Annotated in this window: 32 protein-coding genes and 1 other annotated feature; all 32 genes read left to right on the top strand. The window is 47.4% G+C overall.

Annotated elements, in window-relative coordinates:
- Positions 1-147: 147 nt before the first annotated feature.
- Positions 148-831, top strand: coding sequence for a 23S rRNA (guanosine(2251)-2'-O)-methyltransferase RlmB (rlmB, locus tag ADM98_RS00300; protein WP_442855407.1), 684 nt, complete (start codon positions 148-150; stop codon positions 829-831).
- Positions 828-1,358 carry an NYN domain-containing protein gene (locus ADM98_RS00295; RefSeq protein WP_053451749.1) on the top strand — a complete coding sequence of 177 codons (531 nt, stop codon included), beginning with the start codon at positions 828-830 and terminating at the stop codon, positions 1,356-1,358. Before rlmB ends, ADM98_RS00295 begins: the two co-directional genes overlap by 4 nt.
- A 185-nt stretch (positions 1,359-1,543) precedes the next feature.
- Positions 1,544-2,185, top strand: a complete 642-nt coding sequence (gene sigH, locus ADM98_RS00290; protein ID WP_053451748.1) for an RNA polymerase sporulation sigma factor SigH — start codon at positions 1,544-1,546, stop codon at positions 2,183-2,185.
- A 155-nt stretch (positions 2,186-2,340) separates the two neighbouring features.
- Positions 2,341-2,487, top strand: a complete 147-nt coding sequence (gene rpmG, locus ADM98_RS00285) for a 50S ribosomal protein L33 (protein ID WP_023466603.1) — start codon at positions 2,341-2,343, stop codon at positions 2,485-2,487.
- A gap of 44 nt (positions 2,488-2,531) precedes the next feature.
- Positions 2,532-2,702, top strand: coding sequence for a preprotein translocase subunit SecE (secE, locus tag ADM98_RS00280; protein ID WP_023466605.1), 171 nt, complete (start codon positions 2,532-2,534; stop codon positions 2,700-2,702).
- A 19-nt stretch (positions 2,703-2,721) separates the two neighbouring features.
- Entirely contained in the window at positions 2,722-3,273 is a 552-nt protein-coding gene (gene nusG, locus ADM98_RS00275) for a transcription termination/antitermination protein NusG (RefSeq protein ID WP_053451747.1), read from the top strand.
- Between the two features lie 149 nt (positions 3,274-3,422).
- Complete coding sequence (rplK, locus tag ADM98_RS00270) at positions 3,423-3,848, top strand: 50S ribosomal protein L11 (protein WP_023466609.1); 426 nt, start codon at positions 3,423-3,425, stop codon at positions 3,846-3,848.
- A gap of 117 nt (positions 3,849-3,965) precedes the next feature.
- Entirely contained in the window at positions 3,966-4,652 is a 687-nt protein-coding gene (gene rplA / locus ADM98_RS00265) for a 50S ribosomal protein L1 (RefSeq protein ID WP_053451746.1), read from the top strand.
- Between the two features lie 55 nt (positions 4,653-4,707).
- Positions 4,708-4,859 (top strand) — a sequence feature (ribosomal protein L10 leader region).
- Between the two features lie 50 nt (positions 4,860-4,909).
- On the top strand, positions 4,910-5,416 hold the full coding sequence (rplJ, locus tag ADM98_RS00260; protein ID WP_053451745.1) for a 50S ribosomal protein L10: 507 nt from the start codon (positions 4,910-4,912) through the stop codon (positions 5,414-5,416).
- Positions 5,417-5,492: 76 nt separating this feature from the next.
- Positions 5,493-5,861 carry a 50S ribosomal protein L7/L12 gene (gene rplL / locus ADM98_RS00255; RefSeq protein ID WP_023466613.1) on the top strand — a complete coding sequence of 123 codons (369 nt, stop codon included), beginning with the start codon at positions 5,493-5,495 and terminating at the stop codon, positions 5,859-5,861.
- Positions 5,862-5,943: 82 nt separating this feature from the next.
- Positions 5,944-6,540: a class I SAM-dependent methyltransferase gene (locus ADM98_RS00250; protein WP_053451744.1), complete on the top strand. Its 597-nt coding sequence runs from the start codon at positions 5,944-5,946 to the stop codon at positions 6,538-6,540.
- Positions 6,541-6,771: 231 nt separating this feature from the next.
- Positions 6,772-10,329 (top strand): DNA-directed RNA polymerase subunit beta, encoded by a 3,558-nt coding sequence (gene rpoB, locus ADM98_RS00245; protein ID WP_053451758.1) that lies wholly within the window; start codon positions 6,772-6,774, stop codon positions 10,327-10,329.
- Between the two features lie 20 nt (positions 10,330-10,349).
- A complete protein-coding gene (rpoC, locus tag ADM98_RS00240; protein ID WP_053451743.1) occupies positions 10,350-13,949 on the top strand; it encodes a DNA-directed RNA polymerase subunit beta' in 3,600 nt (1,199 codons plus the stop codon).
- An 80-nt stretch (positions 13,950-14,029) separates the two neighbouring features.
- Positions 14,030-14,281: a ribosomal L7Ae/L30e/S12e/Gadd45 family protein gene (locus ADM98_RS00235; protein WP_023466620.1), complete on the top strand. Its 252-nt coding sequence runs from the start codon at positions 14,030-14,032 to the stop codon at positions 14,279-14,281.
- 125 nt (positions 14,282-14,406) lie between these two features.
- A complete protein-coding gene (rpsL, locus tag ADM98_RS00230; RefSeq protein WP_012369004.1) occupies positions 14,407-14,829 on the top strand; it encodes a 30S ribosomal protein S12 in 423 nt (140 codons plus the stop codon).
- A 49-nt stretch (positions 14,830-14,878) separates the two neighbouring features.
- Entirely contained in the window at positions 14,879-15,349 is a 471-nt protein-coding gene (rpsG, locus tag ADM98_RS00225; protein ID WP_023466623.1) for a 30S ribosomal protein S7, read from the top strand.
- Positions 15,350-15,473: 124 nt separating this feature from the next.
- The gene (gene fusA, locus ADM98_RS00220; RefSeq protein ID WP_053451742.1) at positions 15,474-17,552 is read left to right on the top strand and encodes an elongation factor G; all 2,079 of its coding nucleotides are present in this window, start codon (positions 15,474-15,476) and stop codon (positions 17,550-17,552) included.
- Between the two features lie 117 nt (positions 17,553-17,669).
- On the top strand, positions 17,670-18,857 hold the full coding sequence (gene tuf / locus ADM98_RS00215) for an elongation factor Tu (RefSeq protein WP_053451741.1): 1,188 nt from the start codon (positions 17,670-17,672) through the stop codon (positions 18,855-18,857).
- A 319-nt stretch (positions 18,858-19,176) separates the two neighbouring features.
- The gene (gene rpsJ, locus ADM98_RS00205; protein ID WP_029343090.1) at positions 19,177-19,485 is read left to right on the top strand and encodes a 30S ribosomal protein S10; all 309 of its coding nucleotides are present in this window, start codon (positions 19,177-19,179) and stop codon (positions 19,483-19,485) included.
- A gap of 68 nt (positions 19,486-19,553) precedes the next feature.
- On the top strand, positions 19,554-20,180 hold the full coding sequence (rplC, locus tag ADM98_RS00200) for a 50S ribosomal protein L3 (RefSeq protein ID WP_023466629.1): 627 nt from the start codon (positions 19,554-19,556) through the stop codon (positions 20,178-20,180).
- A gap of 29 nt (positions 20,181-20,209) precedes the next feature.
- On the top strand, positions 20,210-20,833 hold the full coding sequence (gene rplD, locus ADM98_RS00195; RefSeq protein ID WP_023466630.1) for a 50S ribosomal protein L4: 624 nt from the start codon (positions 20,210-20,212) through the stop codon (positions 20,831-20,833).
- A complete protein-coding gene (gene rplW / locus ADM98_RS00190) occupies positions 20,833-21,117 on the top strand; it encodes a 50S ribosomal protein L23 (RefSeq protein WP_023466631.1) in 285 nt (94 codons plus the stop codon). The genes rplD and rplW overlap by 1 nt, the downstream gene beginning before the upstream one ends.
- 32 nt (positions 21,118-21,149) lie before the next feature.
- Positions 21,150-21,980: a 50S ribosomal protein L2 gene (gene rplB, locus ADM98_RS00185; RefSeq protein ID WP_023466632.1), complete on the top strand. Its 831-nt coding sequence runs from the start codon at positions 21,150-21,152 to the stop codon at positions 21,978-21,980.
- A 63-nt stretch (positions 21,981-22,043) separates the two neighbouring features.
- Positions 22,044-22,322 carry a 30S ribosomal protein S19 gene (gene rpsS / locus ADM98_RS00180; RefSeq protein WP_012369013.1) on the top strand — a complete coding sequence of 93 codons (279 nt, stop codon included), beginning with the start codon at positions 22,044-22,046 and terminating at the stop codon, positions 22,320-22,322.
- 20 nt (positions 22,323-22,342) lie between these two features.
- Positions 22,343-22,675, top strand: coding sequence for a 50S ribosomal protein L22 (gene rplV, locus ADM98_RS00175; RefSeq protein ID WP_012369014.1), 333 nt, complete (start codon positions 22,343-22,345; stop codon positions 22,673-22,675).
- A 12-nt stretch (positions 22,676-22,687) separates the two neighbouring features.
- The gene (gene rpsC / locus ADM98_RS00170) at positions 22,688-23,344 is read left to right on the top strand and encodes a 30S ribosomal protein S3 (protein ID WP_023466633.1); all 657 of its coding nucleotides are present in this window, start codon (positions 22,688-22,690) and stop codon (positions 23,342-23,344) included.
- A 33-nt stretch (positions 23,345-23,377) separates the two neighbouring features.
- On the top strand, positions 23,378-23,815 hold the full coding sequence (gene rplP, locus ADM98_RS00165; protein ID WP_012369016.1) for a 50S ribosomal protein L16: 438 nt from the start codon (positions 23,378-23,380) through the stop codon (positions 23,813-23,815).
- Positions 23,802-24,005: a 50S ribosomal protein L29 gene (gene rpmC, locus ADM98_RS00160; RefSeq protein ID WP_012369017.1), complete on the top strand. Its 204-nt coding sequence runs from the start codon at positions 23,802-23,804 to the stop codon at positions 24,003-24,005. Before rplP ends, rpmC begins: the two co-directional genes overlap by 14 nt.
- A 31-nt stretch (positions 24,006-24,036) precedes the next feature.
- Positions 24,037-24,300 carry a 30S ribosomal protein S17 gene (gene rpsQ, locus ADM98_RS00155; RefSeq protein ID WP_023466634.1) on the top strand — a complete coding sequence of 88 codons (264 nt, stop codon included), beginning with the start codon at positions 24,037-24,039 and terminating at the stop codon, positions 24,298-24,300.
- A gap of 48 nt (positions 24,301-24,348) precedes the next feature.
- Positions 24,349-24,717, top strand: a complete 369-nt coding sequence (gene rplN, locus ADM98_RS00150) for a 50S ribosomal protein L14 (RefSeq protein ID WP_012369019.1) — start codon at positions 24,349-24,351, stop codon at positions 24,715-24,717.
- A gap of 34 nt (positions 24,718-24,751) precedes the next feature.
- A complete protein-coding gene (gene rplX / locus ADM98_RS00145; protein WP_012369020.1) occupies positions 24,752-25,063 on the top strand; it encodes a 50S ribosomal protein L24 in 312 nt (103 codons plus the stop codon).
- Positions 25,064-25,094: 31 nt separating this feature from the next.
- The gene (rplE, locus tag ADM98_RS00140) at positions 25,095-25,634 is read left to right on the top strand and encodes a 50S ribosomal protein L5 (RefSeq protein ID WP_053451739.1); all 540 of its coding nucleotides are present in this window, start codon (positions 25,095-25,097) and stop codon (positions 25,632-25,634) included.
- Positions 25,635-25,645 lie beyond the last annotated feature (11 nt).

The following is a 25,645-nucleotide window of genomic DNA, read 5'->3' as shown; positions in this document are numbered from 1 at the left end:
AAGCCAAAAGCGCAACGTCCAGCGCAAGAGAAAAAGAAGGTTGCTCCCGTTAAGGAACAACCGGTTGTAATTGAACCGCTCGAAGAAGGACAAGATTTCTTGTCAGGCCGTAACCCTGTCCTTGAGGCATTACGGAGCGGACGCGAGATGAACAAGCTGTTTTTGCAGGAAGGACAACAAAAAGGACCACTCGCTGTCATCCATGCGATGGCGCAGGAAGCAGGGATTCAAATCCAGCTCGTACCGCGTTCGCGGTTAACCGGTTTAGCCGGAACGGAAAACCATCAAGGTGTTGTTGCAGCTGTTGCTGCATATGAGTACGCCGAGCTGGAAGACATCTTTGAGCTAGCCCGTCAAAAGGATGAAACACCGCTTTTGATCATGCTTGATGAACTCGAGGATCCTCACAACCTGGGATCAATTCTGCGGACGGCAGATGCTGTCGGGGCACACGGAATCATCATTCCGAAGCGTCGTTCGGTCGGATTGACACAAGTCGTCGCCAAAGCATCAACAGGTGCGATCGAACATATTCCGGTCGTTCGAGTGACGAACTTGGCACGGACGATGGAAGATCTAAAGAAACAAGGCATCTGGTTCGTCGGAACGGATGCGCGCGAAAGTGATGACTACCGGACACTTGATGGGACGATGCCCCTTGGAATCGTCATTGGAAGTGAAGGAAAAGGAATGAGTCGGCTCGTCCGTGAGAAATGTGATTTCCTCGTCCACCTCCCGATGGCAGGGCATGTCACGTCACTCAACGCATCGGTTGCTGCTTCGTTATTACTCTATGAAGTCTATCGGACTAGAAAGCCGTATGCGCGATGAAGTATGATCGTCTCATCGTAGATGGCTATAATATCATTGGCGCATGGCCAGAATTTCGAACGTTGCGGGAGCAAGATTTTGAATTGGCGCGGGAACGGTTGATTCATGCGATGGCAGAGTACCAAGCTGTTACAGGTCTTAGCGTCACGATCGTCTTTGATGCCTACTTGCAACCGGGGCGTGAATCTCGAATGAAAAAAAGTGGGATCGATATCGTCTACACACGGGAGAACGAGACAGCGGATGAGTGGATTGAGAAAGCCGCTGCTGACTGGCTACAGGACATCCGGGTCAAGCTGACAGTGGCGACGAATGATTACACGGAGCAGTGGGTTATCTTTACGCTTGGTGCGCTCCGGATATCTGCGCAAGAACTCCGGCGTGAGTGGAAAGCTGCCGTTGCAGTCATCAAACAACAGACGACGTCTGCGAAAACGACGGCACAACCGCGCTCGAAGATCGATTTACCGGAAGATGTCATCGCTCGTCTCGAAGAGATTCGTCGACGAAAGAATTCGGATACATGATATAACCATTTGTATGAGCGGACTACCGTTTTTCCTACTTCGGAAGAACGGTGTTTTTTTATGAAAAGATACATTTTGGATACAACAAAAGAGGTCATGCCAATTTTCATTGTCGTGCGACAGGTAATTATTGTATAATTAAAAACAATTGAACTATTCGTCAATGATGCTTGGAGGGATACAGGATGAGTTTGGTTTCGTTCGACCAGTTTGAGTGCATGACCGATGAAGCGCTTGTAGAACAAGCGAAAGAGTTCGACAACAGCGATGCGCTCGAATTTTTGATCGAGCGGTATCGGAATTTCGTGCGCGCCAAAGCCCGTTCTTACTTTTTGATCGGGGCAGACCGGGAAGATATCATCCAAGAAGGAATGATCGGTCTTTATAAGGCTGTACGCGATTACCGAACGGATAAGCTCGCCTCGTTTAAAGGATTTGCCGAATTATGCATCACACGACAGATGATCACCGCGATCAAGACGGCGACACGTCAGAAACATATTCCGTTGAACTCGTACATCTCACTCGATAAACCAATCTATGACGATGAATCGGAGCGGACGTTGCTCGATATCATTACGTCGACTGCCCCATCTGATCCGCAGATTTTGATCATCAACCGAGAAGAATATGCAGACATTGAATCGAAGATGAATGAGATTTTAAGTGATCTTGAACGGAAAGTCCTTGCGCTCTATCTTGACGGACGAACGTATCAGGAGATCTCTGACGACCTCGATCGTCACGTCAAGTCGATCGACAATGCGTTGCAACGTGTCAAGCGGAAGCTTGAGCGTTACCTCGAAGCACGAAAGATGACGGTCTAACAGAGAGGTAGATTGACCGTGATCCCTTCCTATGCTACTGTATAACTAGCGCCTTACTAGCGAGACGCCGCTCATAGGCGTTTTTTTTTACGCTCTTTTTCGGAAGGAACGTAACACAACGGAAGAGAAGAGTGGCAAAGAAGGAGGACTTTGAGATGGCGAAGAAAGTAGGCCTTGCTTGTGATAATTGCGGTGCCCGCGACTATACGACGATGAAAAAAGAGGATGTCACTGTCCGCTTAGAATTGAAGAAATTCTGCCGTCGTTGTAACGCGCATACGATTCATAAAGAAGCGAAATAAGGCTTCATCTGTCCCGATTTATTACATCCTGGAGGGAAAGTACGATGAAATTTTTGCGTGACGTATGGAATGAATTGAAAAAGACGAGCTGGCCAAAACGGAAAGAGCTGACGAAATACACATTGACGGTCATCGGAATGGTGATCTTCATGGGTGTCTTCATCTTCGGCGTCGATTCAGGGCTTAGCGCATTGATGAGCTGGTTGATTAAGTAAAAAGAAGAGGTGGCCTACCATGGAGAAACAATGGTTTGTCGTCCAAACGTATTCCGGATTTGAAAACAACGTCAAGGCAAACCTTGAACGTCGGATTGAATCCATGAACATGGACGAAAAAATCTTCCGTGTACTCGTTCCAATTGAAACGGTACAAGAAGAAGTAACGAACAAAAAGGGAGAAACGAAAATCAAGGAACGTGAAGTCAAGATCTTCCCGGGGTATGTCCTTGTTGAGATGGTCATGACGGATGATTCTTGGTATGTCGTCCGGAATACTCCGAACGTCACGGGCTTCCTCGGATCAGTCGGTGGTGGTTCAAAACCGACACCACTCCTTCCGGAAGAAGCAGAAAACATCCTTGGATCAATGGGTCTCGTCGATCTGAAGAGCCGTTACGACTTCTCACTCGGACAAATCGTCCGGATCAAAGAAGGAGCTTTCGAGAATCTCGAAGGTACGATCGAGGAGCTTGATACGGATGCTGAGAAGATGAAAGTATCTGTTGATATGTTCGGTCGCGAAACGAAGGTCGAGCTTGATTTCGCACAGGTCGAGAAAATCGATTAAGTTTCCTATTGCGAATGTTTTGTTTTAATGATACAATTTTTCGTGTTTGATGTTGTGCTTATTTCGATAAATAACTCGTCGAATAGAATGAGTGGGAGGACGCGCAACGTCCAATTAAACCACATTAAAGAATTAAGGAGGTGTGTCTCGTGGCGAAGAAGGTTATGAAACTCGTAAAACTTCAAATTCCTGCGGGCAAAGCAAACCCAGCTCCACCAGTTGGACCGGCACTCGGTCAAGCAGGTGTGAACATCATGGGCTTCTGTAAAGAGTTCAACGCTCGTACACAAGACCAAGCCGGCTTGATTATCCCTGTAGTCATCACGGTTTTTGAAGATCGTTCATTCACATTCATCACTAAGACTCCACCAGCAGCAGTTCTCTTGAAGAAAGCAGCTGGAATTGAGAGTGGTTCAGGTGAACCGAACCGTAAGAAAGTAGCGACAGTCAAACGTGACAAAGTTCGTGAAATCGCTGAAACAAAAATGCCAGACCTTAACGCATCATCTGTTGAAACAGCAATGTTGATGGTTGAAGGTACTGCACGTTCTATGGGTATCGTAATCGAAGACTAATGTCTTTTTGATTACCATGAACAACGATGAGGGTCGCAGGCGGATAGTTTCTTGAAGCCTGCTACCCTTTCATTATGTGGGAGGATTTTCCGCACAACCACAAAGGAGGAACCTAAAATGGGTAAGAAGTACAAAGAAGCTGCTAAGCTTATCGATCGTACGGCTTCATACGAACTCGCAGAAGCTGTAGATTTGACTAAAAAATCTGCAACTGCGAAATTCGATGAGACTATCGAATTGGCTGTTCGTCTCGGAGTAGATCCGAAGAAAGCAGACCAACAAATCCGTGGAGCAGTCGTATTGCCACACGGTACTGGTAAAACACAAAAAGTCCTCGTCTTCGCGAAAGGTGAGAAACTTAAAGAAGCGGAAGCTGCTGGAGCAGATTACGCTGGTGATGCTGAGTACATCAACAAAATCCAACAAGGATGGTTCGACTTCGATGTTATCGTTGCGACACCAGACATGATGGGTGAAGTTGGTAAACTTGGTCGCGTTCTCGGACCAAAAGGCCTCATGCCAAACCCGAAAACAGGTACAGTTACATTTGACGTCACAAAAGCAATCAACGATATCAAAGCTGGTAAAGTTGAGTACCGTGTCGACAAATCAGGTAACATCCACGTTCCTGTCGGTAAAAAATCATTCGATAACGAGAAACTCGTTGAGAACATCAACACAGTTATCGAAACTCTCGTAAAAGTTAAGCCTGCTACTGCTAAAGGTGTATACCTTAAGAACATCGCGATCGCTTCTACAATGGGTCCTGGTGTAAAAGTATCTTCAGCTGACTTCGCGAAATAATTTCGTCTAAAACGAACTTGACAACGTTCTAAGAACGCTGTTACAGTATAAAACGTTGATATATTTCGACATACCGTAGACAGAAGGTGCTCACATGGGCATAAATCCTTCCGAGGTGTTCTTGCTCAGAGAGCCTGTTTGTTCAGGTATCCTTTTTGACGATTACGCCTCCTCTGCTCTGCAGACGGAGGCTTTTTATTTGAAATCGAGCAGCCCCTCGCACCGGTACATTTCATCTACCAGGAGGTGCAACAGAAATGGCAAACGAAAAAGTTATCGCTGTCAAAGCGGATCTCGTATCTGAGATCGCTGAGAAACTCCAAGCGAGCGCAGGAACAGTTGTCGTCGACTACCGTGGTCTCACAGTAGAAGAAGTCACTGAACTTCGTAAACAACTCCGCGAAGCGGGCGTTGAATTCAAAGTTTACAAAAACGGTCTCCTCCGCCGCGCGGCAGTTCAAAGCAACCTCGAAGGTCTTGAGGAAGTCTTCACAGGTCCTAGTGCGATCGCCTTCAGTAATGAAGACGTTATCGCGCCAGCTAAGATCTTGAACGACTTCGCTAAAACACACAAGGCTCTCGAACTTAAAGGTGGTATCATCGAAGGCAAAGTCACTTCAGTAGAAGATGTCAAAGCCCTTGCGGAACTTCCATCACGCGAAGGTCTCCTTTCGATGCTCCTCAGCGTGCTTCAAGCGCCAATCCGTGGACTCGCGGTGGCAACGAACGCAATCGCAGAGCAAAAAGAAGAACAATCTGCTTAATTTCTGCTTAGCGGGATAGGCAAACAACACAATTTTCACACCCCAACGTGGGCTAAATCAAAGGAGGAAAACCATAATGGCTTTCAACAAAGAGCAATTTATCGAAGACCTCAAGGGCATGACTGTTCTTGAACTTAACGAACTCGTAAAAACAATCGAAGAAGAATTCGGCGTATCAGCAGCAGCTCCAGTAGCAGTTGCAGGTGCTGGCGCAGGCGCAGCAGCTGAAGAGCAAACTGAATTCGACGTTATCCTTACTAACGCTGGATCTGGTAAAATCAACGTCATCAAAGCAGTTCGCGAATTGACAGGCCTCGGTCTTAAAGAAGCGAAAGCTCTCGTAGACGGAACTCCAGCACCAGTTAAAGAAGGCGTTTCGAAAGAAGACGCTGAAGCAATGAAAGCTAAGCTTGAAGAAGCTGGCGCTACTGTAGAAGTTAAGTAATTTTCTTCTTCCGTAGAAACAAGAGAAGCTCGCATTGCGAGCTTCTTTTGTTTTCATCTTTTACATGAGAGGGGAAGGAAACATGGCGGATCATTATTATACGAATGACCCTTCATCGAAGCGAGATCCGAAGACGTGGGAATACGTCTTGCGTGGTCAAACGCTCCGCTTTACATCGGATCACGGTGTCTTTTCAAAGAACGGAATCGATTTTGGTTCACGTCTTTTGATTGAGGCATTCACGGAACCGGCTGTAGCTGGAGACATTTTAGATGTCGGCTGCGGATATGGACCGATGGGGATTGCGCTCGCGAAGTCGACAGGACGTCCGGCACACTTGATCGATGTCAATGAACGGGCGCTCGAACTAGCGGCAGATAATGCGCGCGCGAACGGTGTTTCCGTGACGACCGGTGTGAGTGACGGGTATGATGGGGTAGGCGAATCGACATTCGCAGCGATCGTGACGAATCCACCGATTCGGGCAGGAAAAACGGTCGTTCATCGTATTCTCCGGGAAGCATATGATCATCTCGTCGTTGGCGGCGAACTTTGGGTCGTCATTCAAAAGAAACAAGGTGGTCCATCGGCGAAGAAGTTGATGGAAGATGTATTCGGTATGTGTGAGACAGTTACCCGGGATAAAGGGTACTCGATATTTAAATCAATTCGGTCTTGACAAATCGAAGGATTTGTCGTTGACCTCATGTTGTGTCTATGATAGTATTATAAAATGCCATTGGAGTGATTTTTGGATAAGATGTTTGAAAGCAGCTGGCGTTCTCGACTACAGATGATTAAGTAGACAAGACGTCGCTTTTTTGCGCTTATCAATCAAAAAATGGCTTCAATGTTCGATATTACACCCGTCCTTCTCTATAAGAAGAAGTGGGTCTGAGAGGTGAATCAGTTGACTGGTCAACTTGTTCAGTACGGTCGTCACCGTCAGAGAAGAAGCTATGCACGTATCAGCGAAGTATTGGAACTTCCAAACTTAATCGAGATTCAAACGAATTCGTATGAGTGGTTCCTGCGGGAAGGTCTTCGTGAGATGTTTCATGACATTTCGCCGATTTCCGATTTCACAGGGAATCTTGTATTAGAATTCATCGACTACTCGCTCGGAGAGCCGAAGTATTCGATCGATGAATCGAAAGAGCGCGACGTGACCTATTCGGCACCACTACGCGTTAAAGTCCGTCTTCAAAATAAAGAGACGGGTGAATTGAAAGAACAAGAAGTCTTCATGGGTGACTTCCCGCTTATGACGGAGTCGGGAACATTCATCATCAATGGAGCGGAGCGCGTAATCGTTTCGCAGCTTGTTCGTTCGCCAAGTGTTTATTACAACAATAAGTTAGATAAGAACGGTAAGCGTGGATTCTCCGCGACAGTCATCCCAAACCGTGGTGCATGGCTCGAGCTCGAGACAGACGCGAAAGACATCGTTTATGTTCGCATTGATCGCACGCGTAAGATTCCAGTAACGGTTCTTTTACGTGCTCTTGGTTTCGGTACGGATCAGGAAATCATCGATCTTCTCGGTGATGATGAGTACCTCCGGAATTCACTTGAAAAAGATAATACGGAATCAACGGAAAAAGCCCTCATCGAGATTTATGAGCGTCTACGTCCGGGAGAGCCGCCGACAGTCGAAAACGCAAAAGCGTTACTTGTGTCGCGCTTCTTTGACCCGAAACGTTATGATTTGGCAAACGTTGGTCGTTATAAAATCAATAAAAAGCTTCATCTTAAGAACCGTCTTTTCGGTCAGAAACTTGCTGAAACGCTCGTTGACCCAGAGACAGGCGAAGTCATCGCGGAAGCAGGAACGGTCCTTGATCGTCGTATGCTCGATAAAGTCCTTCCATTCCTTGAAGGATCCGTTGGTTACATCGAAGCGACGCCAACAGGCGGCGTAACGCAGGGTGAGGCTTTCAACTTACAGTCAATCAAGGTGTTCGCACCGGACGATGCTGAAGGTGAACGCATCATCAATATCATCGGTAACGGTAACATCGATCGTGACATCAAGCACATCACGCCTGCTGACATGATTGCTGCAATCAACTACTTCTTCAACTTGTTGCATGAAGTCGGTACGACAGACGATATCGACCACCTCGGTAACCGTCGTCTCCGTTCAGTCGGTGAGTTGCTCCAGAATCAATTCCGGATCGGTCTCTCGCGGATGGAACGTGTCGTTAAAGAACGGATGTCGATTCAGGATCAGAATGCAATCACGCCACAGGCATTGATCAACATTCGTCCAGTTATCGCATCGATTAAAGAGTTCTTCGGTAGCTCGCAGTTGTCTCAGTTCATGGACCAAACGAACCCGCTTGCAGAATTGACGCACAAACGTCGTCTTTCAGCACTCGGACCCGGTGGTTTGACACGTGAGCGCGCTGGTTTCGAAGTTCGTGACGTACACTACTCGCACTATTCCCGTATGTGTCCGATCGAAACACCAGAGGGACCAAACATCGGTTTGATCAACTCGTTATCTTCCTACGCGAAGGTCAATGAGTACGGCTTCATCGAAGCACCATATCGTCGTGTCGATCCGGAAACGGGCGTCGTCACGAATGACATCCACTACATGACTGCAGACGAAGAGGATCTCTACGTCGTCGCACAGGCAAATATGTTGTTGACGGAAGAGAAGACGTTCCAAGATTCACACGTCCTTTCACGTTTCCGTGGACAAAACTTGTCTGTTGAACCAGCACGTGTCGATTATATGGATGTTTCGCCGAAGCAGGTTGTATCTGCCGCAACGGCTTGTATCCCGTTCCTTGAGAACGATGACTCGAACCGTGCCCTCATGGGAGCGAACATGCAACGTCAGGCCGTCCCACTTCTGAACCCGGAATCTCCGATTGTTGGTACAGGTATGGAGTACGTGTCTGCAAAAGACTCAGGAGCCGCTGTTGTTGCGAAGCACGCAGGGATCGCTGAGCGCGTTACGGCGCGTGAAATCCTTGTCCGTCGTACGACGGAAGTCGATGGCAACATCGTTGAAGGTGAACTCGACCGTTACAAGATTCAAAAATTCATCCGTTCTAACCAAGGAACGTGTTATAACCAAAAACCAATCATCAAAGCAGGCGACCCTGTCGATAAAGGCGAGATCCTTGCAGATGGTCCATCGATGGACGGTGGGGAACTTGCACTTGGTCGCAACGTACTCGTCGGATTCATGACATGGGATGGTTACAACTACGAGGATGCTGTCATCATGAGTGAGCGTCTTGTTAAAGATGACGTATACACATCGATCCACATCGAAGAATACGAATGTGAGTCGCGTGATACGAAACTCGGACCGGAAGAAATCACACGTGATATTCCGAACGTCGGTGATGATGCCTTGAAAAACCTCGACGATCGCGGAATCATCCGCGTCGGTGCGGAAGTCAAGGACGGCGATATCCTCGTCGGTAAAGTTACGCCGAAGGGTGTAACGGAATTGACAGCGGAAGAACGTCTTCTTCATGCGATCTTCGGTGAAAAAGCACGTGAAGTCCGTGATACATCTCTCCGTGTTCCACACGGTGGTGATGGAATCATCCTCGACGTCAAAATCTTCGACCGCGATAATGGGGACGAGCTCTCACCTGGTGTCAACCAGTTGATCCGTGCTTACATCGTTCAGAAGCGTAAGATTCACGAGGGTGATAAAATGGCGGGGCGTCACGGTAACAAAGGTGTTATCTCGCGTATCCTTCCAGAAGAAGACATGCCGTACATGCCAGACGGTACGCCAATTGACATCATGTTGAACCCACTTGGGGTTCCATCACGGATGAACATCGGGCAGTTGCTCGAGCTTCACCTCGGGATGGCAGCACGTCAACTCGGCATTAAAGTCGCATCACCAGTATTTGATGGTGCGCGTGAGGAAGATGTTTGGGCAACGATTGAAGAAGCAGGTATGGATCGCGACGCGAAAACTGTCCTTTATGATGGTCGTTCGGGTGAAGCGTTCGATAACCGTATCTCTGTCGGTGTCATGTATATGATTAAACTTGCTCACATGGTTGATGATAAACTTCACGCACGTTCGACAGGACCATACTCACTCGTTACACAACAACCGCTCGGTGGTAAAGCCCAGTTCGGTGGTCAGCGTTTCGGTGAGATGGAAGTATGGGCACTTGAAGCATATGGCGCAGCCTACACGCTCCAAGAGATCCTTACAATCAAGTCGGATGATACGATCGGTCGTGTCAAAGCGTACGAAGCAATCGTCAAAGGTGAGAATGTACCACAACCGGGCGTACCGGAATCGTTCCGAGTCCTCATTAAAGAGCTTCAATCCCTCGGTATGGACGTTAAGATGATGTCTGCTGATGATGAAGAGATCGAAATGCGTGACGAAGACGAGGACAATATCCCGAACGCGACTCCAGCACTCGAAGAAGTTCAAGCGCCTGTCGCACCAGTTGTTACTGAAGAGGAATAAGCGAAAGGGAGGTCCACCCCTTGGTAGATGTTAATAGATTTGAATATATGCAAATCGGCCTCGCTTCCCCCGAAAAGATCCGTTCATGGTCTTTCGGGGAAGTGAAAAAGCCGGAGACGATCAACTATCGTACACTCAAACCGGAGAAAGACGGTTTGTTCTGTGAACGTATCTTTGGTCCAACAAAAGACTGGGAATGTTACTGTGGTAAATACAAACGGATCCGCTATAAAGGAATCATTTGTGACCGCTGTGGCGTTGAAGTCACGAAGTCGAAAGTCCGTCGTGAGCGCATGGGTCACATCGAGCTCGCAGCACCGGTTTCGCACATCTGGTACTTCAAAGGAATTCCTAGCCGTATGGGACTCGTCCTTGACATGTCACCGCGTGCGTTAGAAGAGATCATCTACTTCGCGTCGTACGTCGTCACAGATCCAGGCGAATCGACACTGGAGAAGAAACAACTCCTTTCAGAAAAAGAATACCGTGCCTATCGTGAGAAGTTCGGTCGTTCGTTCACTGCTGAAATGGGTGCGGAAGCAGTTCGTAAATTGCTCCGTGACGTGGAACTTGATAAAGAAGTCGCTGGATTACGTGAAGAGCTTCGTATGATTCAAGGACAACGTCGTACTCGTGCGATTAAACGCCTTGAAGTCCTCGATGCTTTCCGTAACTCGGGCAACAATCCAGAATGGATGGTTCTCGAAGTACTTCCAGTCATCCCACCGGAACTTCGTCCGATGGTTCAACTCGATGGCGGACGTTTCGCAACGTCTGACTTGAACGACTTGTACCGCCGCGTCATCAACCGTAACAACCGTCTCAAGCGTCTTCTTGACCTTGGTGCTCCGAACATCATCGTTCAGAATGAAAAACGGATGCTTCAAGAAGCAGTCGATGCCTTGATCGATAACGGTCGTCGCGGTCGTCCCGTTACAGGACCAGGTAACCGTCCACTTAAATCACTTTCACACATGTTGAAAGGGAAACAAGGACGTTTCCGTCAAAACTTACTCGGTAAACGTGTCGACTACTCTGGTCGTTCGGTTATCGTCGTTGGTCCAAACTTGAAGATGTATCAATGTGGTCTTCCAAAAGAAATGGCACTTGAACTCTTCAAACCGTTCGTCATGAAAGAACTCGTCTCTCGTGGCATCGCACCGAACATCAAGAGTGCGAAACGGAAAATCGAGCGTGTTCAACCTGAAATCTGGGATGTCCTCGAAGAAGTCATCCGTGAGCATCCGGTTCTCTTGAACCGTGCACCGACACTTCACCGTCTCGGTATCCAGGCGTTCGAACCAACGCTCGTCGAAGGACGCGCGATTCGCCTTCACCCACTCGTATGTACGGCATATAACGCCGATTTCGATGGTGACCAAATGGCGGTTCACGTACCACTTTCGGCAGAAGCTCAAGCAGAAGCACGTCTTCTCATGCTCGCTGCACAAAACATCTTGAACCCGAAAGACGGTAAACCTGTTGTTACACCATCGCAGGATATGGTCCTCGGTAACTACTACCTCACGCTCGAGCGCGAAAACGCAATCGGCGAAGGTAAAATCTTCTCGACAGTGAATGAAGCGCTCATCGCTTACCAAAACGGTTATGCGCACTTCCATACACGTGTTGCGATTCCAGCCGGCGTTCTGAAGAACCCGACATTCACAGAAGAGCAAAACGAGAAATTATTGATTACAACAGTCGGTAAGTTGATCTTCAACGAGATCCTCCCAACGACGTTCCCTTACTTGAACGAACCAACGATGACGAACCTTCAAGAAGCGACGCCAGACACATACTTCCTTGAAAAAGGAACAGATGTCGCGGCAGAACTGAAGAATCGTCCAATCATCGATCCGTTCAAAAAAGGATTCCTTGGAAATGTCATCGCGGAAGTCTTCAAACGGTTTGAGACGACAGAAACAAGCCGCATGCTCGACCGCATGAAAAACCTTGGATTCAAACACTCGACTCGTGCCGGTATTACGGTAGGGATCGCGGACATCATCGTTCTTCCGGACAAACAAGAAATTCTTGTTGAAGCGCAAGACAATGTCGACCGCGTCATGAAATCGTACCGTCGTGGTCTCATCACAGAAGACGAGCGCTATGAGCGCGTCGTTAAATCGTGGAATGATGCGAAGGATGAAATTCAGTCTCGTCTGATGAAATCCCTTAACCGTCTGAACCCGATCTTCATGATGAGTGACTCCGGTGCCCGTGGTAACGCGTCGAACTTCACGCAGCTCGCTGGTATGCGTGGACTCATGGCCGCTCCAAGTGGACGGATCATCGAGCTCCCGATCAAATCATCGTTCCGTGAGGGTCTAACGGTACAGGAATACTTCATCTCGACACACGGTGCGCGTAAAGGTCTTGCCGATACAGCCCTGAAAACGGCTGACTCAGGTTACCTGACTCGTCGTCTCGTTGACGTCGCTCAAGACGTCATCATCCGTGAAGACGATTGTGGAACGGATCGTGGTATCCGTGTCACTGCACTCCGTGAAGGAACGGAAGAAATCGAAAGTCTCTACGACCGCCTCGTCGGCCGTACTGCATTCGAAAACGTCGTTCATCCAGAAACAGGAGAAGTCCTCGTTTCAACGAACGAACTCATCGATGAAGACATCGCTCGTGTCATCACTGACGCTGGTGTCGACAACGTTGAGATCCGTACTGCCTTCACATGTAACACAAGCCATGGTGTCTGTAAGAAATGTTACGGACGCAACTTGGCAACAGGCAACGACGTCGAAGTCGGCGAAGCTGTCGGTATCATTGCGGCACAATCAATCGGTGAGCCAGGAACGCAGCTTACGATGCGTACCTTCCACACAGGTGGGGTTGCCGGGGATGATATCACACAAGGTCTTCCGCGTATCCAAGAGTTGTTCGAAGCGCGTAACCCGAAAGGTCAAGCGGTCATCTCGGAAATCGATGGTCAAGTCATCGACTTCACGGAATCGCGTGACAAACGTGAATTGACGGTCCAAGGACTCAGCGAAACACGCACATACACGATCCCATTCGGTTCGCGTCTACGTGTTCAGCTCGGGGACGAGGTCAAAGCTGGTCAAGTCTTCACAGAAGGTTCGATCGATCCGAAAGAACTCTTGAACGTTAAAGGTGTATCCGGCGTTCAGAACTACTTGCTCCAAGAAGTTCAAAAAGTATACCGGATGCAAGGGGTTGAGATCGGTGACAAACACGTCGAGGTCATGGTTCGTCAAATGATCCGTCGCGTACGTGTCATCGAGTCTGGTGAGACTTCACTCTTACCAGGTTCGCTCGTCGATATCAGCACGTTCAAGGAAGCTTGTAAAGAAGCGCTCCGTAACGGGAAAGCTCTCGCTTCGGCGAAACCAGTTCTTCTCGGTATCACGAAAGCGTCACTTGAAACAGATTCATTCCTATCGGCTGCGTCGTTCCAAGAAACGACTCGTGTCCTTACGGATGCAGCGATTAAAGGGAAGAGCGACTACCTTCGCGGCTTGAAAGAGAACGTCATCATCGGTAAGTTAGTTCCAGCTGGTACTGGGATGGCACGTTACCGTCAGATCGATCTCGAAGTAGCTGGCGAAGCACCTGTAGAAGCCGATTCTCCGGTAGAATAAAACGCCTTGACACGCCGGTATGGCGGTGCTACTATGATATAGTGTTGCCAACCGGCTGTGTTATTTTGGAGGATATCTTCATGTCTTACAAAAAAGTAGTCGGCGCAGATTTGAAGTTTGTCGGTCAAAAGCAAACGCTCAAAGCATTGCGATCTGGCAAGGCGTCGGAAGTGATCATTGCGGATGACGCAGATGAACACGTAAAACAAGCATTGCTCGATGCGGCGAAACAAGCTAACGTTCCAGTCGTGAATGTTCCTTCTAAGCAAGAGCTTGGAAAAGCTTGTGGAATCGATGTCGCAGCAACCGCTGTTGCCATTAAGAAAGTTTGATAATGCGTTTTGTGTGGCGATGGAATGCCTGAGCCACGCAAAACGCTTCATTATGACTTTCGATGAACCACCCGGCTCGGTGGTTTTGAAATTTGTCATGAATTCAGGAAGGGAGGATCTCAAAGATGCCTACTATCAACCAATTAGTCCGTAAAGGACGTCAATCAAAAGTTGTGAAATCAGATTCGCCAGCGCTGAACAAAGGGTACAACAGCTTCATTAAAGCTCGTACTGACATCAGCTCACCACAAAAACGTGGTGTTTGTACTCGTGTAGGTACAATGACTCCGAAGAAACCGAACTCGGCTCTTCGTAAATACGCACGTGTACGTTTGACGAATACAATGGAAGTAACAGCTTACATCCCAGGTATCGGCCACAACCTTCAAGAGCACAGTGTTGTTCTTATCCGCGGCGGCCGCGTAAAAGACTTACCAGGGGTACGTTACCACATCGTTCGTGGTGCGCTTGATACAGCTGGTGTTGACGGCCGTATGCAAGGTCGCTCGAAATATGGTACTAAACGTCCAAAAGCAGCAAAAAAATAATCTAGATATCTCAGGATATCACCTCACTATATGAAAGGAGGGACTCGGAATGCCACGTAAAGGTCAAGCAGAACGTCGTGATGTAATGGCTGATCCGATCTACAACTCTAAACTCGTTACCCGCCTTATCAACCGTCTTATGTTAGATGGTAAAAAAGGTACTGCTCAACAAATCTTATACAAAGCTTTCGAAACTATCGCTGAACGTTCAGGTCGCGATGCAATGGAAGTCTTTGAAGAAGCGATGAACAACATCATGCCAGTTCTTGAAGTTAAAGCACGCCGTGTAGGTGGAGCTAACTATCAAGTTCCTGTCGAAGTTCGCCCAGAGCGCCGTACGACACTCGCACTTCGTTACCTCGTGAACTACTCACGTCTCCGTAACGAAAAAACAATGGATGCGCGTCTTGCTAACGAAATCATGGACGCTGCAAACAACACTGGTGCTTCTGTTAAGAAGCGCGAAGATATGCACAAAATGGCGGAAGCGAACAAAGCGTTTGCTCACTACCGCTGGTAATTCCGAAAATCACCACCTCATGCATGCCATTTTTAATGGAATTATGAGGTGGCTTTCGGGTATAGTCATGACGTGTGGTAACACACGACCACTAAACTAAAATGCGAAAGGAGAATGTTTAAAGATGGCAAGAGAATTCTCCCTTAAGAACACTCGTAACATCGGGATCATGGCTCACATCGATGCTGGTAAAACAACAACGACTGAGCGTATCCTGTACTACACGGGTCGTATCCACAAGATTGGTGAAACGCACGAAGGTGCTTCACAAATGGACTGGATGGAGCAAGAGCAAGAGCGTGGGATCACGATTACATCGGCAGCAACAACTGCTCAATGGAAAGGTAACCGCGTAAACATCATCGATACACCTGGACACGTAGACTTCACAGTTGAGGTTGAACGTTCACTTCGCGTACTTGATGGTGCGGTAGCAGTACTTGACGCTCAGTCTGGTGTTGAGCCACAAACTGAGACAGTATGGCGCCAAGCTACAACTTACGGCGTACCACGTATCGTTTTCGTTAACAAAATGGATAAAATCGGTGCAGACTTCTTGTACTCGGTTGGAACGCTTCGCGATCGCCTTCAAGCAAACGCACACGCGATCCAAATCCCAATTGGTGCGGAAGATGAATTCAAAGGAATCATCGACCTCGTCGAACAGAAAACATACATGTACGGTAACGATCTCGGAACTGATATCGAAGTGACTGACGGTTTCCCAGCTGATCTCGCTGATCAAGCTGAAGAACTCCGTGGATCATTGATCGAAGCAGTTGCGGATTACGAAGAAGAATTGATGATGAAATACCTCGAGGGTGAAGAAATCACAATCGACGAGTTGAAAGCGGCTATCCGTAAAGCAACTCTGACAGTTGACTTCTATCCTGTACTCGTAGGTTCGGCATTCAAGAACAAAGGTGTTCAGCTTATGCTTGACGCAGTTCTCGATTACCTCCCATCACCAATCGACGTAAAAGCGATCTCAGGTATCAACATGGATACGGATGAAGAAATCGTGCGTGAGTCTTCGGACGAAGCACCATTCTCTGCACTCGCATTCAAAGTTATGACTGACCCTTACGTCGGTAAATTGACGTTCTTCCGTGTGTACTCTGGTACAGCTTCGGCAGGATCGTACGTTAAAAACTCAACAAAAGGCAAACGTGAGCGTCTTGGACGTATCCTTCAAATGCACGCAAACAGCCGTGAAGAAATCCCGATGGTATACGCGGGTGACATCGCTGCAGCTGTAGGTTTGAAAGATACGACTACTGGAGATACGCTTTGTGCAGAGAAAGACAACGTCGTTCTCGAATCAATGACATTCCCAGAACCAGTTATCTCGGTCGCTATCGAACCAAAAACGAAAGCTGACCAAGATAAAATGGGTCAAGCCCTCGCTAAGCTTGCTGAAGAGGATCCAACGTTCCGCACTGAAACAAACCCAGAGACTGGTCAAACGATCATCTCAGGTATGGGTGAGCTTCACCTCGACATCATCGTTGACCGTATGCGTCGCGAGTTCAAAGTCGAAGCAAACGTTGGTGCTCCACAAGTAGCTTACCGTGAAACGATCCGCCAAGCGGCGAAGATCGATTCGAAGTTCGCTCGTCAATCTGGTGGTCGTGGTCAGTATGGTCACGTCGTCGTAGAATTCGAGCCGAACGAAGAAGGCGCTGGCTTCGAGTTCAACAACAAAATCGTCGGTGGTGTTGTTCCACGTGAATACATCCCAGCGGTTGAGCACGGAATCGAAGAAGCACTTCAAAACGGTATCCTTGCTGGTTACCCGGTCGTTGACGTAAAAGCTTCACTCGTCTTCGGATCGTACCACGATGTCGACTCAAACGAGATGGCATTTAAAGTTGCGGCTTCAATGGCAGTCAAACAACTTAAAGATAAGAGCGGCGCTGTTATCCTTGAGCCAATGATGAAAGTTGAAATCGTTATCCCAGACGAATACATGGGAGACATCATGGGTGATGTTACATCACGCCGTGGTCGCGTAGAAGGTATGGAAGCACGCGGTAACGCTCAAGTTGTCCGTTCAATGATTCCACTTTCTGAAATGTTTGGATACGCTACTGGTCTTCGTTCACGCACACAAGGTCGCGGAACGTACTCGATGCACTTCGATCACTACGAAGAAGTACCGAAATCAGTTGCTGAAGAAATCATCAAAAAAGCAAACGGCTAATCCTTCACAGGTTGTCACGCTTTTATGATTAGTGTAAGCTAAGGAAGGTGTACGTTATCTTACGACTCACCTTCCTAGTTATAAAAAATTATTAGACACATAGAGGAGGAATTCAGAATGGGTAAGGAAAAATTCGACCGTTCTAAACCGCACGTTAACGTTGGTACAATCGGCCACGTCGACCACGGTAAAACAACTTTAACAGCAGCTATCTCAGCTGTACTTGCAAAATCACAAGGTAAAGCTGCAACTAAGTTTGACCAAATCGATGGTGCTCCAGAAGAGCGCGAGCGCGGTATCACAATCGCAACAGCTCACATCGAGTACGAAACAGACAAACGCCACTATGCACACGTTGACTGCCCAGGTCACGCTGACTATGTTAAAAACATGATCACTGGTGCTGCACAAATGGACGGCGCGATCCTCGTTGTTTCTGCAACTGATGGTCCAATGCCACAAACACGTGAGCACATCTTGCTTTCACGTCAAGTAGGTGTTCCTTTCATCGTAGTATTCATGAACAAAGTTGACATGGTTGACGACGAAGAGCTTCTTGAGCTCGTCGAAATGGAAATCCGTGAACTTCTTTCTGAGTATGACTTCCCAGGTGATGACCTCCCAGTTATCCAAGGGTCTGCTCTTGGCGCGCTTAACGGCGAAGCTAAATGGGAAGAAAAAATCATGGAACTCATGGCAGCTGTCGATGAGTACATCCCAGAACCAACTCGTGACACTGAAAAAGACTTCATGATGCCAGTTGAGGATGTCTTCTCAATCACTGGTCGTGGTACAGTTGCTACTGGCCGCGTTGAGCGTGGAGTTCTTAAAGTCAACGACGAGATCGAAATCGTTGGTCTTCACGAAGAAACTAAAAAATCAGTATGTACTGGTGTAGAGATGTTCCGTAAGCTTCTTGACTATGCTGAAGCTGGCGACAACATCGGTGCTCTTCTCCGTGGTGTATCACGTGACGACATCGAGCGTGGACAAGTTCTCGCGAAACCAAACACAATCACACCACACAAAAAGTTCAAAGCGCAAGTTTACGTTCTCTCTAAAGAAGAGGGTGGCCGTCACACGCCATTCTTCGGTAACTACCGTCCACAGTTCTACTTCCGTACAACTGACGTAACTGGTATGTGCCAACTTCCAGAAGGAACTGAAATGGTAATGCCTGGGGACAACATCGAATTGACTGTTGAACTCATCGCGCCAATCGCTCTTGAAAAAGAAACTCGTTTCTCAATCCGTGAAGGTGGCCGTACAGTAGGCGCTGGATCAGTTACAGAAATCGTTGAGTAATTTTTAAGACAAAAAAGGTCTTCCGTCTCCCGTGGCGGAAGACCTTTTTTCATTTCTTTGAAAACAGTCTTGCAACATGGTCTGACATCTTATATACTGAGGAAAGTGTTTGTGCGAGTGGTGAGAGACTTGAATACATATTCTGTTTTATTAATGCTTGCAATCTTGCTGGTGATTCAGTATGATAGAATATGTTGGTCACAAACACAACGCGATGAAGCGGGAGGTTATGACACACCAGGCGGCATTGCCATGGCTAGTGTGGAAATTTCCGCGGAGAATGTCTATTTACAAAATAGGCGAAAAGGAGGGAAATAACATGGCAAATGAAAAAATTCGGATCCGTTTGAAAGCATACGATCACCGCGTGCTTGATCAATCGGCTGAGAAAATTGTCGACACAGCAAAACGTTCAGGTGCTACTGTATCTGGTCCGATCCCACTCCCAACGGAGAAAGCGGTCTACACAGTACTTCGTGCCGTTCACAAGTACAAAGATGCTCGTGAGCAGTTCGAAATGCGTACACACAAACGTTTGATCGACATCGTTAACCCAACACCGAAAACTGTTGATGCGCTTATGCGTCTCGAACTTCCATCGGGCGTTGACATCGAAATCAAACTTTAATTTTTCTTCTATAGATAGTTGATACTAGCCAGAAGATCAAAATCATTCAATATTAGGAGGTGTATCTCATGGCTAAAGGAATCTTAGGAACTAAACTCGGTATGACACAAATCTTCAACGAGTCAGGCGAAGTCGTCCCTGTTACTGTCGTTTCAGTCGAAGGTAACGTTGTTCTTCAATTGAAAACAACGGAAGTTGACGGTTACGAAGCAGTTCAACTCGGCTTTGGTGATATCAAAGAAGGTCGTCAAAACAAACCGCAAAAAGGTCACGCTGCGAAAGCAAACGCGACACCTAAGCGCTTCATTAAAGAAATCCGTACATCAGTAGCAGATTTCGAAATCGGTCAAGAGATTAAAGCAGATACTTTCGCTGCAGGCGAAATGGTTGATGTAACAGGTACGTCGAAAGGTAAAGGTTTCGCTGGTGCAATCAAGCGTCACAACCAATCACGTGGTCCAATGGCTCACGGTTCGCGTTACCACCGTCGCCCAGGTTCAATGGGTCCTGTTGCTCCTAACCGTGTATTCAAAGGGAAATTGCTCCCTGGACGCATGGGTGGAGAGCAAATCACTGTTCAAAACCTTGAAATCGTAAAAGTTGATGCAGAACGCGGCTTACTCCTCGTCAAGGGTGCTATCCCAGGCGCACGTAAGAGCCAAGTTGTCATCAAAACTGCGGTTAAAGGCAACTAATCCGTTTGCAAGGAAAGGAGGAATAACGAATGCCTAAAGTAGCTTTGCTTAACCAAACAGGTACACAAGTTGGAGACATCGAGCTCGCAGATGCCGTTTTCGGAATCGAGCCAAATGAAGCAGTCGTATACGATGCAATCGTCATGCAACAAGCTTCACGTCGCCAAGGTACACATGATACAAAAGGTCGCTCGGAAGTTCGCGGTGGCGGCCGTAAACCATGGAAACAAAAAGGTACTGGTCGTGCACGCCAAGGTTCGATCCGTTCGCCACAATGGGTTGGCGGTGGAACAGTCTTCGGTCCAACACCACGTTCGTACGCTTATAAACTTCCTAAAAAGGTTCGTCGTCTCGCACTTCGTTCAGCACTTTCTTCGAAAGTCGCTAACAACGAGTTCATCGTTCTTGAAGGATTGACAATCGATGCTCCTAAAACTAAGGACATGATCGCAGTATTCGCTGCTCTTTCAATCGAACGTAAAGTTCTCGTCGTTACTGCTGATTACAACGAGTCAGTCGTTCTTTCAACACGCAACATCCCAGGTGTCACAGTCGTTGACGCTGCAGGTGTAAACGTCCTTGATCTTGTCGCTCATGACAAAGTCATCATTACGAAGGACGCTGTTGCGAGAGTAGAGGAGGTGCTTGCATAATGGCACACACACACGACATTATCAAACGTCCTGTCATTACTGAACGTTCAGTAAACCAAATGGCTGAGAAAAAGTACACATTCGAAGTAGACGTGAAGGCATCTAAGACTCAAATCAAAGATGCAGTCGAAGCGATCTTCGGAGTGAAAGTTGACAAAGTCAACACATTGATCTCAAAACCAAAAGCAAAACGCGTAGGTCGTCACGCTGGTTACACAGCACGCCGCAAAAAAGCGGTCGTCACGCTTACTGCAGATAGCAAAGAACTCGATTACCTCGGTTAATCGGAACTCTGTAGAAAAGGAGGGAACTCTCGATGGGAATTAAAAAGTTTAAACCGACCACTAACGGTCGTCGTAATATGACTGCACTTGACTTTGCTGAGATTACGGCTTCACGTCCTGAAAAATCGTTAACTGAAAAGCTTTCGAAAAAGGGCGGACGTAACAACCAAGGTCGCTTGACAGTACGTCACCAAGGTGGCGGACACAAACGTAAATATCGTATCATCGACTTCAAACGGAACAAGGATGGCATCGCTGGTCGTGTCGCTACAATTGAGTACGATCCAAACCGCTCTGCTAACATCGCATTGATCCACTACATCGATGGTGAAAAACGCTACATCCTCGCACCGAAAGGCTTGAAAGTAGACATGCAAGTCATGGCTGGACCAGAAGCTGACATTAAAGTCGGTAATGCTCTTCCACTTTCAAACATCCCAGTCGGTACGTTGATCCACAACATCGAACTTAAGCCAGGTAAAGGTGGTCAGCTCGTTCGCGCAGCTGGTACTTCTGCTCAGCTTCTCGGTAAAGATGGTAAATACGCAATCGTTCGTCTTCAATCAGGCGAAACTCGTATGATCCTTGCTACTTGCCGTGCAACAGTCGGCGCTGTCGGTAATGAAGAGCACGAGCTCGTCAATATCGGTAAAGCTGGTCGTTCACGCTGGCTCGGAAAACGTCCTACAGTTCGTGGTTCTGTCATGAACCCAGTCGATCACCCACACGGTGGTGGTGAAGGACGTGCTCCAATCGGTCGTTCGGGCCCACTTACTCCTTGGGGTAAACCGGCACTCGGATACAAAACTCGTAAGAAAAACAAAGCGAGCGATAAATATATCGTCCGTCGTTCTAAAAAATAATTACATGATTTCTGGACGGTTCGTAGGAACCGTTCCTGAATCATGCCAAAGGGAGGTACAACTATGGGTCGCAGCTTGAAAAAAGGTCCATTCGCAGATCACCATCTGCTCGCTAAGGTTGATAAAGCCAACGAAGCTGGTGACAAACATGTCATCAAAACTTGGTCACGCCGCTCGACAATCTTCCCAGAGTTCATCGGTCACACGATCGCTGTCTACGATGGTCGTAAACACGTACCGGTTTACGTGACAGAAGATATGGTCGGTCACAAACTTGGTGAATTCGCTCCAACACGTTCTTACAAAGGACATGCTGGAAACGATAAGAAAACGAAACGTTAATCTGAGGGGAGGTACTCATTATGCAATCAAAAGCATCGGCTAATATGGTTCGCATTGCTCCTCGTAAGGCACGTCTCGTAGTAGACTTAATCCGCGGGAAGCAAATCGGCGAAGCACTTTCGATTCTTGCTTACACGAACAAGGCAGCAACGCCAATCGTTGAGAAAGTATTGAAATCGGCAATCGCGAACGCTGAGCACAACTTCGACATGAACATCGAAAACCTCGTAGTCACTGAGGCTTACGTAAACGAAGGTCCAACGCTCAAACGTTTCCGCCCACGTGCAATGGGTCGCGCAAGCCGCATCAACAAACGTACGAGCCACGTTCACATCGTGGTATCTGAAAAATAAGGAGGGATTACCGTGGGTCAGAAGATTAACCCAACTGGTCTTCGCGTAGGTATCATCAAAGACTGGGAATCACGTTGGTTCGCAGATAAAGACTATGCTGATCTCCTTCATGAAGACTACGTAGTTCGTGAATATATCGAAAAACGTCTTAAAGACGCTAGTGTCTCTAAAGTAGAAATCGAGCGCGCAGCTAACCGCTTGAACATCTCACTTCACACTGCTAAGCCTGGTATGGTTATCGGTAAAGGCGGTTCTGAAATCGAAACACTTCGTAAAGACATCACTAACCTTGCAAAAGGCAAACGCGTTCACGTTAACGTCGTTGAAGTGAAAAACCCGGATGCAGTTGCTAAGCTCGTCGCTGAGAATATCGCTCGCCAACTTGAAGGTCGCGTATCGTTCCGTCGTGCTATGAAGCAATCAATCCAACGCTCAATGCGTTCAGGTATCAAAGGAATCAAGACTGAAGTTTCTGGTCGTCTTGGTGGCGCTGATATCGCTCGTTCTGAGAAGTATTCGGAAGGAACAGTTCCACTTCATACACTCCGTGCAGACATCGATTACGGTACTGCAGAAGCTGATACAACTTACGGCAAAATTGGCGTAAAAGTATGGCTCCACCACGGTGAAGTGCTTCCTACGAAAAAAGCAGCAGCAAACGAAGAATAATCCACATCCGTCTAGGGAAGGAGGCAACACAACATGTTGTTACCAAAACGTGTAAAATATCGTCGTGTTCACCGCGGCAACATGCGTGGTAAAGCGAAACGTGGTACTACAGTACACTTCGGCGAGTTCGGTATCCAAGCTCAAGAAGCTAGCTGGATCACTAGCCGTCAAATCGAATCAGCGCGTATCGCGATGACTCGTTATATGAAACGTGGTGGTAAAGTGTGGATCAAGATCTTCCCACACAAGCCATACACTAAAAAACCTCTTGAAGTCCGAATGGGTTCAGGTAAAGGTGCTCCGGAGGGCTGGGTAGCAGTCGTCAAACCGGGTAAAGTAATGTTCGAAATCGCAGGAGTATCGGAAGAGATCGCACGCGAAGCTCTCCGTCTTGCATCACACAAACTTCCAGTAAAATGTAAGTTCGTAAAACGTGAAGAAAATGGTGGTGATACGAATGAAAGCAACTGATCTCCGTCAGCAAACAACTGAAGAGCTTAACGGTAAAGTCGGTTCGTGGAAAGAAGAGTTGTTCAACCTTCGTTTCCAACTCGCGACTGGTCAGCTTGAGAACCCTGCTCGTATCCGTGAAGTGCGCAAGTCGATTGCACGCGCGAAAACCGTTCTTCGTGAACGCGAACTCGGCATCAACAACGCATAATTCACTCGGATTCTGAGAGGAGGAACACTCAATGGAACGCACTAACAACCGCAAAGTGTTAACTGGACGCGTCGTTTCTGACAAAATGGACAAAACGATCGTAGTTACAGTTGAAACAAAAGTAAAGCACAAGCTTTACGGTAAACGCGTAAACTACTCTAAAAAGTACAAAGCGCATGATGAAAACAACACAGCTAAAATCGGTGATGTTGTACGCATTCAAGAAACACGTCCATTATCTAAGGACAAACGTTTCCGTCTCGTAGAAGTCATTGAAGAAGCAGTAATCATCTAAACTCTAATTAGTTCGGGTGAATAAACATCCGGAGGGAGGTACAATCGTATGATTCAACAAGAATCTCGCTTAAAAGTAGCAGACAACTCAGGAGCTCGTGAAGTCTTGACGATCAAAGTCCTCGGTGGTTCTGGTCGTAAAACTGCTAACATTGGTGACGTAATTGTTTGTACAGTAAAACAAGCAACACCAGGTGGCGTTGTCAAAAAAGGTGAAGTTGTACGCGCAGTAGTCGTTCGTACTAAACGTGGCGTTCGTCGTAAAGACGGTTCGTACATCCGTTTTGACGAAAACGCAGCAGTCATCATCAAAGATGACAAAAGCCCACGTGGCACACGTATCTTCGGACCAGTCGCACGCGAACTTCGTGAAAAAGACTTCATGAAGATCGTCTCGTTGGCACCGGAAGTACTTTAATTCCAAAGAATTCCTACAAGGAGGTGCTCTAACGATGCATGTCAAAAAAGGTGATAAAGTTCAGGTTATGACTGGTAAAGACAAAGGCAAACAAGGCGTTGTTCTTACAGCTATGCCTAAAAAAGATCGCGTAATCGTCGAAGGCGTTAACATGATCAAAAAACACTCAAAACCTTCTCAACTCAACCCGCAAGGCGGAATTGTCGAGAAAGAAGCACCGATTCACGTATCGAACGTTATGCTCATCGACCCTAAGACAGGTAACCCAACACGTGTTGGTTTCACTGTGGTTGACGGCAAGAAAGTACGTATCGCTAAAAAATCGGGCGAAGCTTTAGATAAATAAGAAGATTTAAAGAAAGGAGGTCCACTTTCTGATGAACCGTTTAAAAGCTAAATACCAAGACGAAATCGTCAAAGTAATGATGGAGAAATTCAACTACAGTTCTGTAATGCAAGCGCCGAAAGTCGATAAAATCGTAATCAACATGGGTGTTGGTGACGCTGTTACGAACTCTAAGGCACTTGACATGGCAGTCGAAGAGCTTCAGCTCCTCACTGGTCAGAAGCCACTCATCACGAAAGCTAAGAAATCAATCGCTGGTTTCAAACTTCGTGAAGGTATGCCAATCGGTGCGAAGGTTACACTTCGTGGCGAGCGCATGTACGAATTCCTCGACAAGTTGATCAACGTGTCACTTCCACGTGTACGTGACTTCCGTGGCGTATCGAAAAAATCTTTCGATGGCCGTGGTAACTACACGCTAGGCGTGAAGGAACAATTGATCTTCCCAGAGATCGACTACGATCGCGTATCGAAAGTCCGTGGTATGGACATCGTTATCGTAACTACTGCTAACACGGATGAAGAGTCACGTGAGCTTCTCACATCACTCGGCATGCCATTCCAAAAATAAGGGAGGTCGAC

It is taken from the genome of Exiguobacterium sp. BMC-KP, from assembly GCF_001275385.1.
Lineage (GTDB): Bacteria > Bacillota > Bacilli > Exiguobacteriales > Exiguobacteriaceae > Exiguobacterium_A.
This window is presented reverse-complemented; position numbering and strand designations above follow the sequence as displayed.

Excerpts from the sequence above, each read along its gene's own strand:
- rplC (WP_023466629.1), top strand. The coding sequence starts at position 19,554 with ATGGCTAAAGGAATCTTAGGAACTAAACTCGGTATGACACAAATCTTC.
- rpsS (WP_012369013.1), top strand. The coding sequence starts at position 22,044 with ATGGGTCGCAGCTTGAAAAAAGGTCCATTCGCAGATCACCATCTGCTC.
- rpsJ (WP_029343090.1), top strand. The coding sequence starts at position 19,177 with ATGGCAAATGAAAAAATTCGGATCCGTTTGAAAGCATACGATCACCGC.
- rplL (WP_023466613.1), top strand. The coding sequence starts at position 5,493 with ATGGCTTTCAACAAAGAGCAATTTATCGAAGACCTCAAGGGCATGACT.
- rplD (WP_023466630.1), top strand. The coding sequence starts at position 20,210 with ATGCCTAAAGTAGCTTTGCTTAACCAAACAGGTACACAAGTTGGAGAC.
- rpmC (WP_012369017.1), top strand. The coding sequence starts at position 23,802 with ATGAAAGCAACTGATCTCCGTCAGCAAACAACTGAAGAGCTTAACGGT.
- rplP (WP_012369016.1), top strand. The coding sequence starts at position 23,378 with ATGTTGTTACCAAAACGTGTAAAATATCGTCGTGTTCACCGCGGCAAC.
- rplJ (WP_053451745.1), top strand. The coding sequence starts at position 4,910 with ATGGCAAACGAAAAAGTTATCGCTGTCAAAGCGGATCTCGTATCTGAG.
- ADM98_RS00235 (WP_023466620.1), top strand. The coding sequence starts at position 14,030 with ATGTCTTACAAAAAAGTAGTCGGCGCAGATTTGAAGTTTGTCGGTCAA.
- rplE (WP_053451739.1), top strand. The coding sequence starts at position 25,095 with ATGAACCGTTTAAAAGCTAAATACCAAGACGAAATCGTCAAAGTAATG.
- ADM98_RS00250 (WP_053451744.1), top strand. The coding sequence starts at position 5,944 with ATGGCGGATCATTATTATACGAATGACCCTTCATCGAAGCGAGATCCG.
- secE (WP_023466605.1), top strand. The coding sequence starts at position 2,532 with ATGAAATTTTTGCGTGACGTATGGAATGAATTGAAAAAGACGAGCTGG.
- tuf (WP_053451741.1), top strand. The coding sequence starts at position 17,670 with ATGGGTAAGGAAAAATTCGACCGTTCTAAACCGCACGTTAACGTTGGT.
- rplW (WP_023466631.1), top strand. The coding sequence starts at position 20,833 with ATGGCACACACACACGACATTATCAAACGTCCTGTCATTACTGAACGT.
- rlmB (WP_442855407.1), top strand. The coding sequence starts at position 148 with ATGAACAAGCTGTTTTTGCAGGAAGGACAACAAAAAGGACCACTCGCT.
- rpmG (WP_023466603.1), top strand. The coding sequence starts at position 2,341 with ATGGCGAAGAAAGTAGGCCTTGCTTGTGATAATTGCGGTGCCCGCGAC.
- rpsG (WP_023466623.1), top strand. The coding sequence starts at position 14,879 with ATGCCACGTAAAGGTCAAGCAGAACGTCGTGATGTAATGGCTGATCCG.
- ADM98_RS00295 (WP_053451749.1), top strand. The coding sequence starts at position 828 with ATGAAGTATGATCGTCTCATCGTAGATGGCTATAATATCATTGGCGCA.
- rplB (WP_023466632.1), top strand. The coding sequence starts at position 21,150 with ATGGGAATTAAAAAGTTTAAACCGACCACTAACGGTCGTCGTAATATG.
- sigH (WP_053451748.1), top strand. The coding sequence starts at position 1,544 with ATGAGTTTGGTTTCGTTCGACCAGTTTGAGTGCATGACCGATGAAGCG.
- fusA (WP_053451742.1), top strand. The coding sequence starts at position 15,474 with ATGGCAAGAGAATTCTCCCTTAAGAACACTCGTAACATCGGGATCATG.
- rplX (WP_012369020.1), top strand. The coding sequence starts at position 24,752 with ATGCATGTCAAAAAAGGTGATAAAGTTCAGGTTATGACTGGTAAAGAC.
- rplA (WP_053451746.1), top strand. The coding sequence starts at position 3,966 with ATGGGTAAGAAGTACAAAGAAGCTGCTAAGCTTATCGATCGTACGGCT.
- rplN (WP_012369019.1), top strand. The coding sequence starts at position 24,349 with ATGATTCAACAAGAATCTCGCTTAAAAGTAGCAGACAACTCAGGAGCT.
- rplV (WP_012369014.1), top strand. The coding sequence starts at position 22,343 with ATGCAATCAAAAGCATCGGCTAATATGGTTCGCATTGCTCCTCGTAAG.
- rpsQ (WP_023466634.1), top strand. The coding sequence starts at position 24,037 with ATGGAACGCACTAACAACCGCAAAGTGTTAACTGGACGCGTCGTTTCT.
- nusG (WP_053451747.1), top strand. The coding sequence starts at position 2,722 with ATGGAGAAACAATGGTTTGTCGTCCAAACGTATTCCGGATTTGAAAAC.
- rpsL (WP_012369004.1), top strand. The coding sequence starts at position 14,407 with ATGCCTACTATCAACCAATTAGTCCGTAAAGGACGTCAATCAAAAGTT.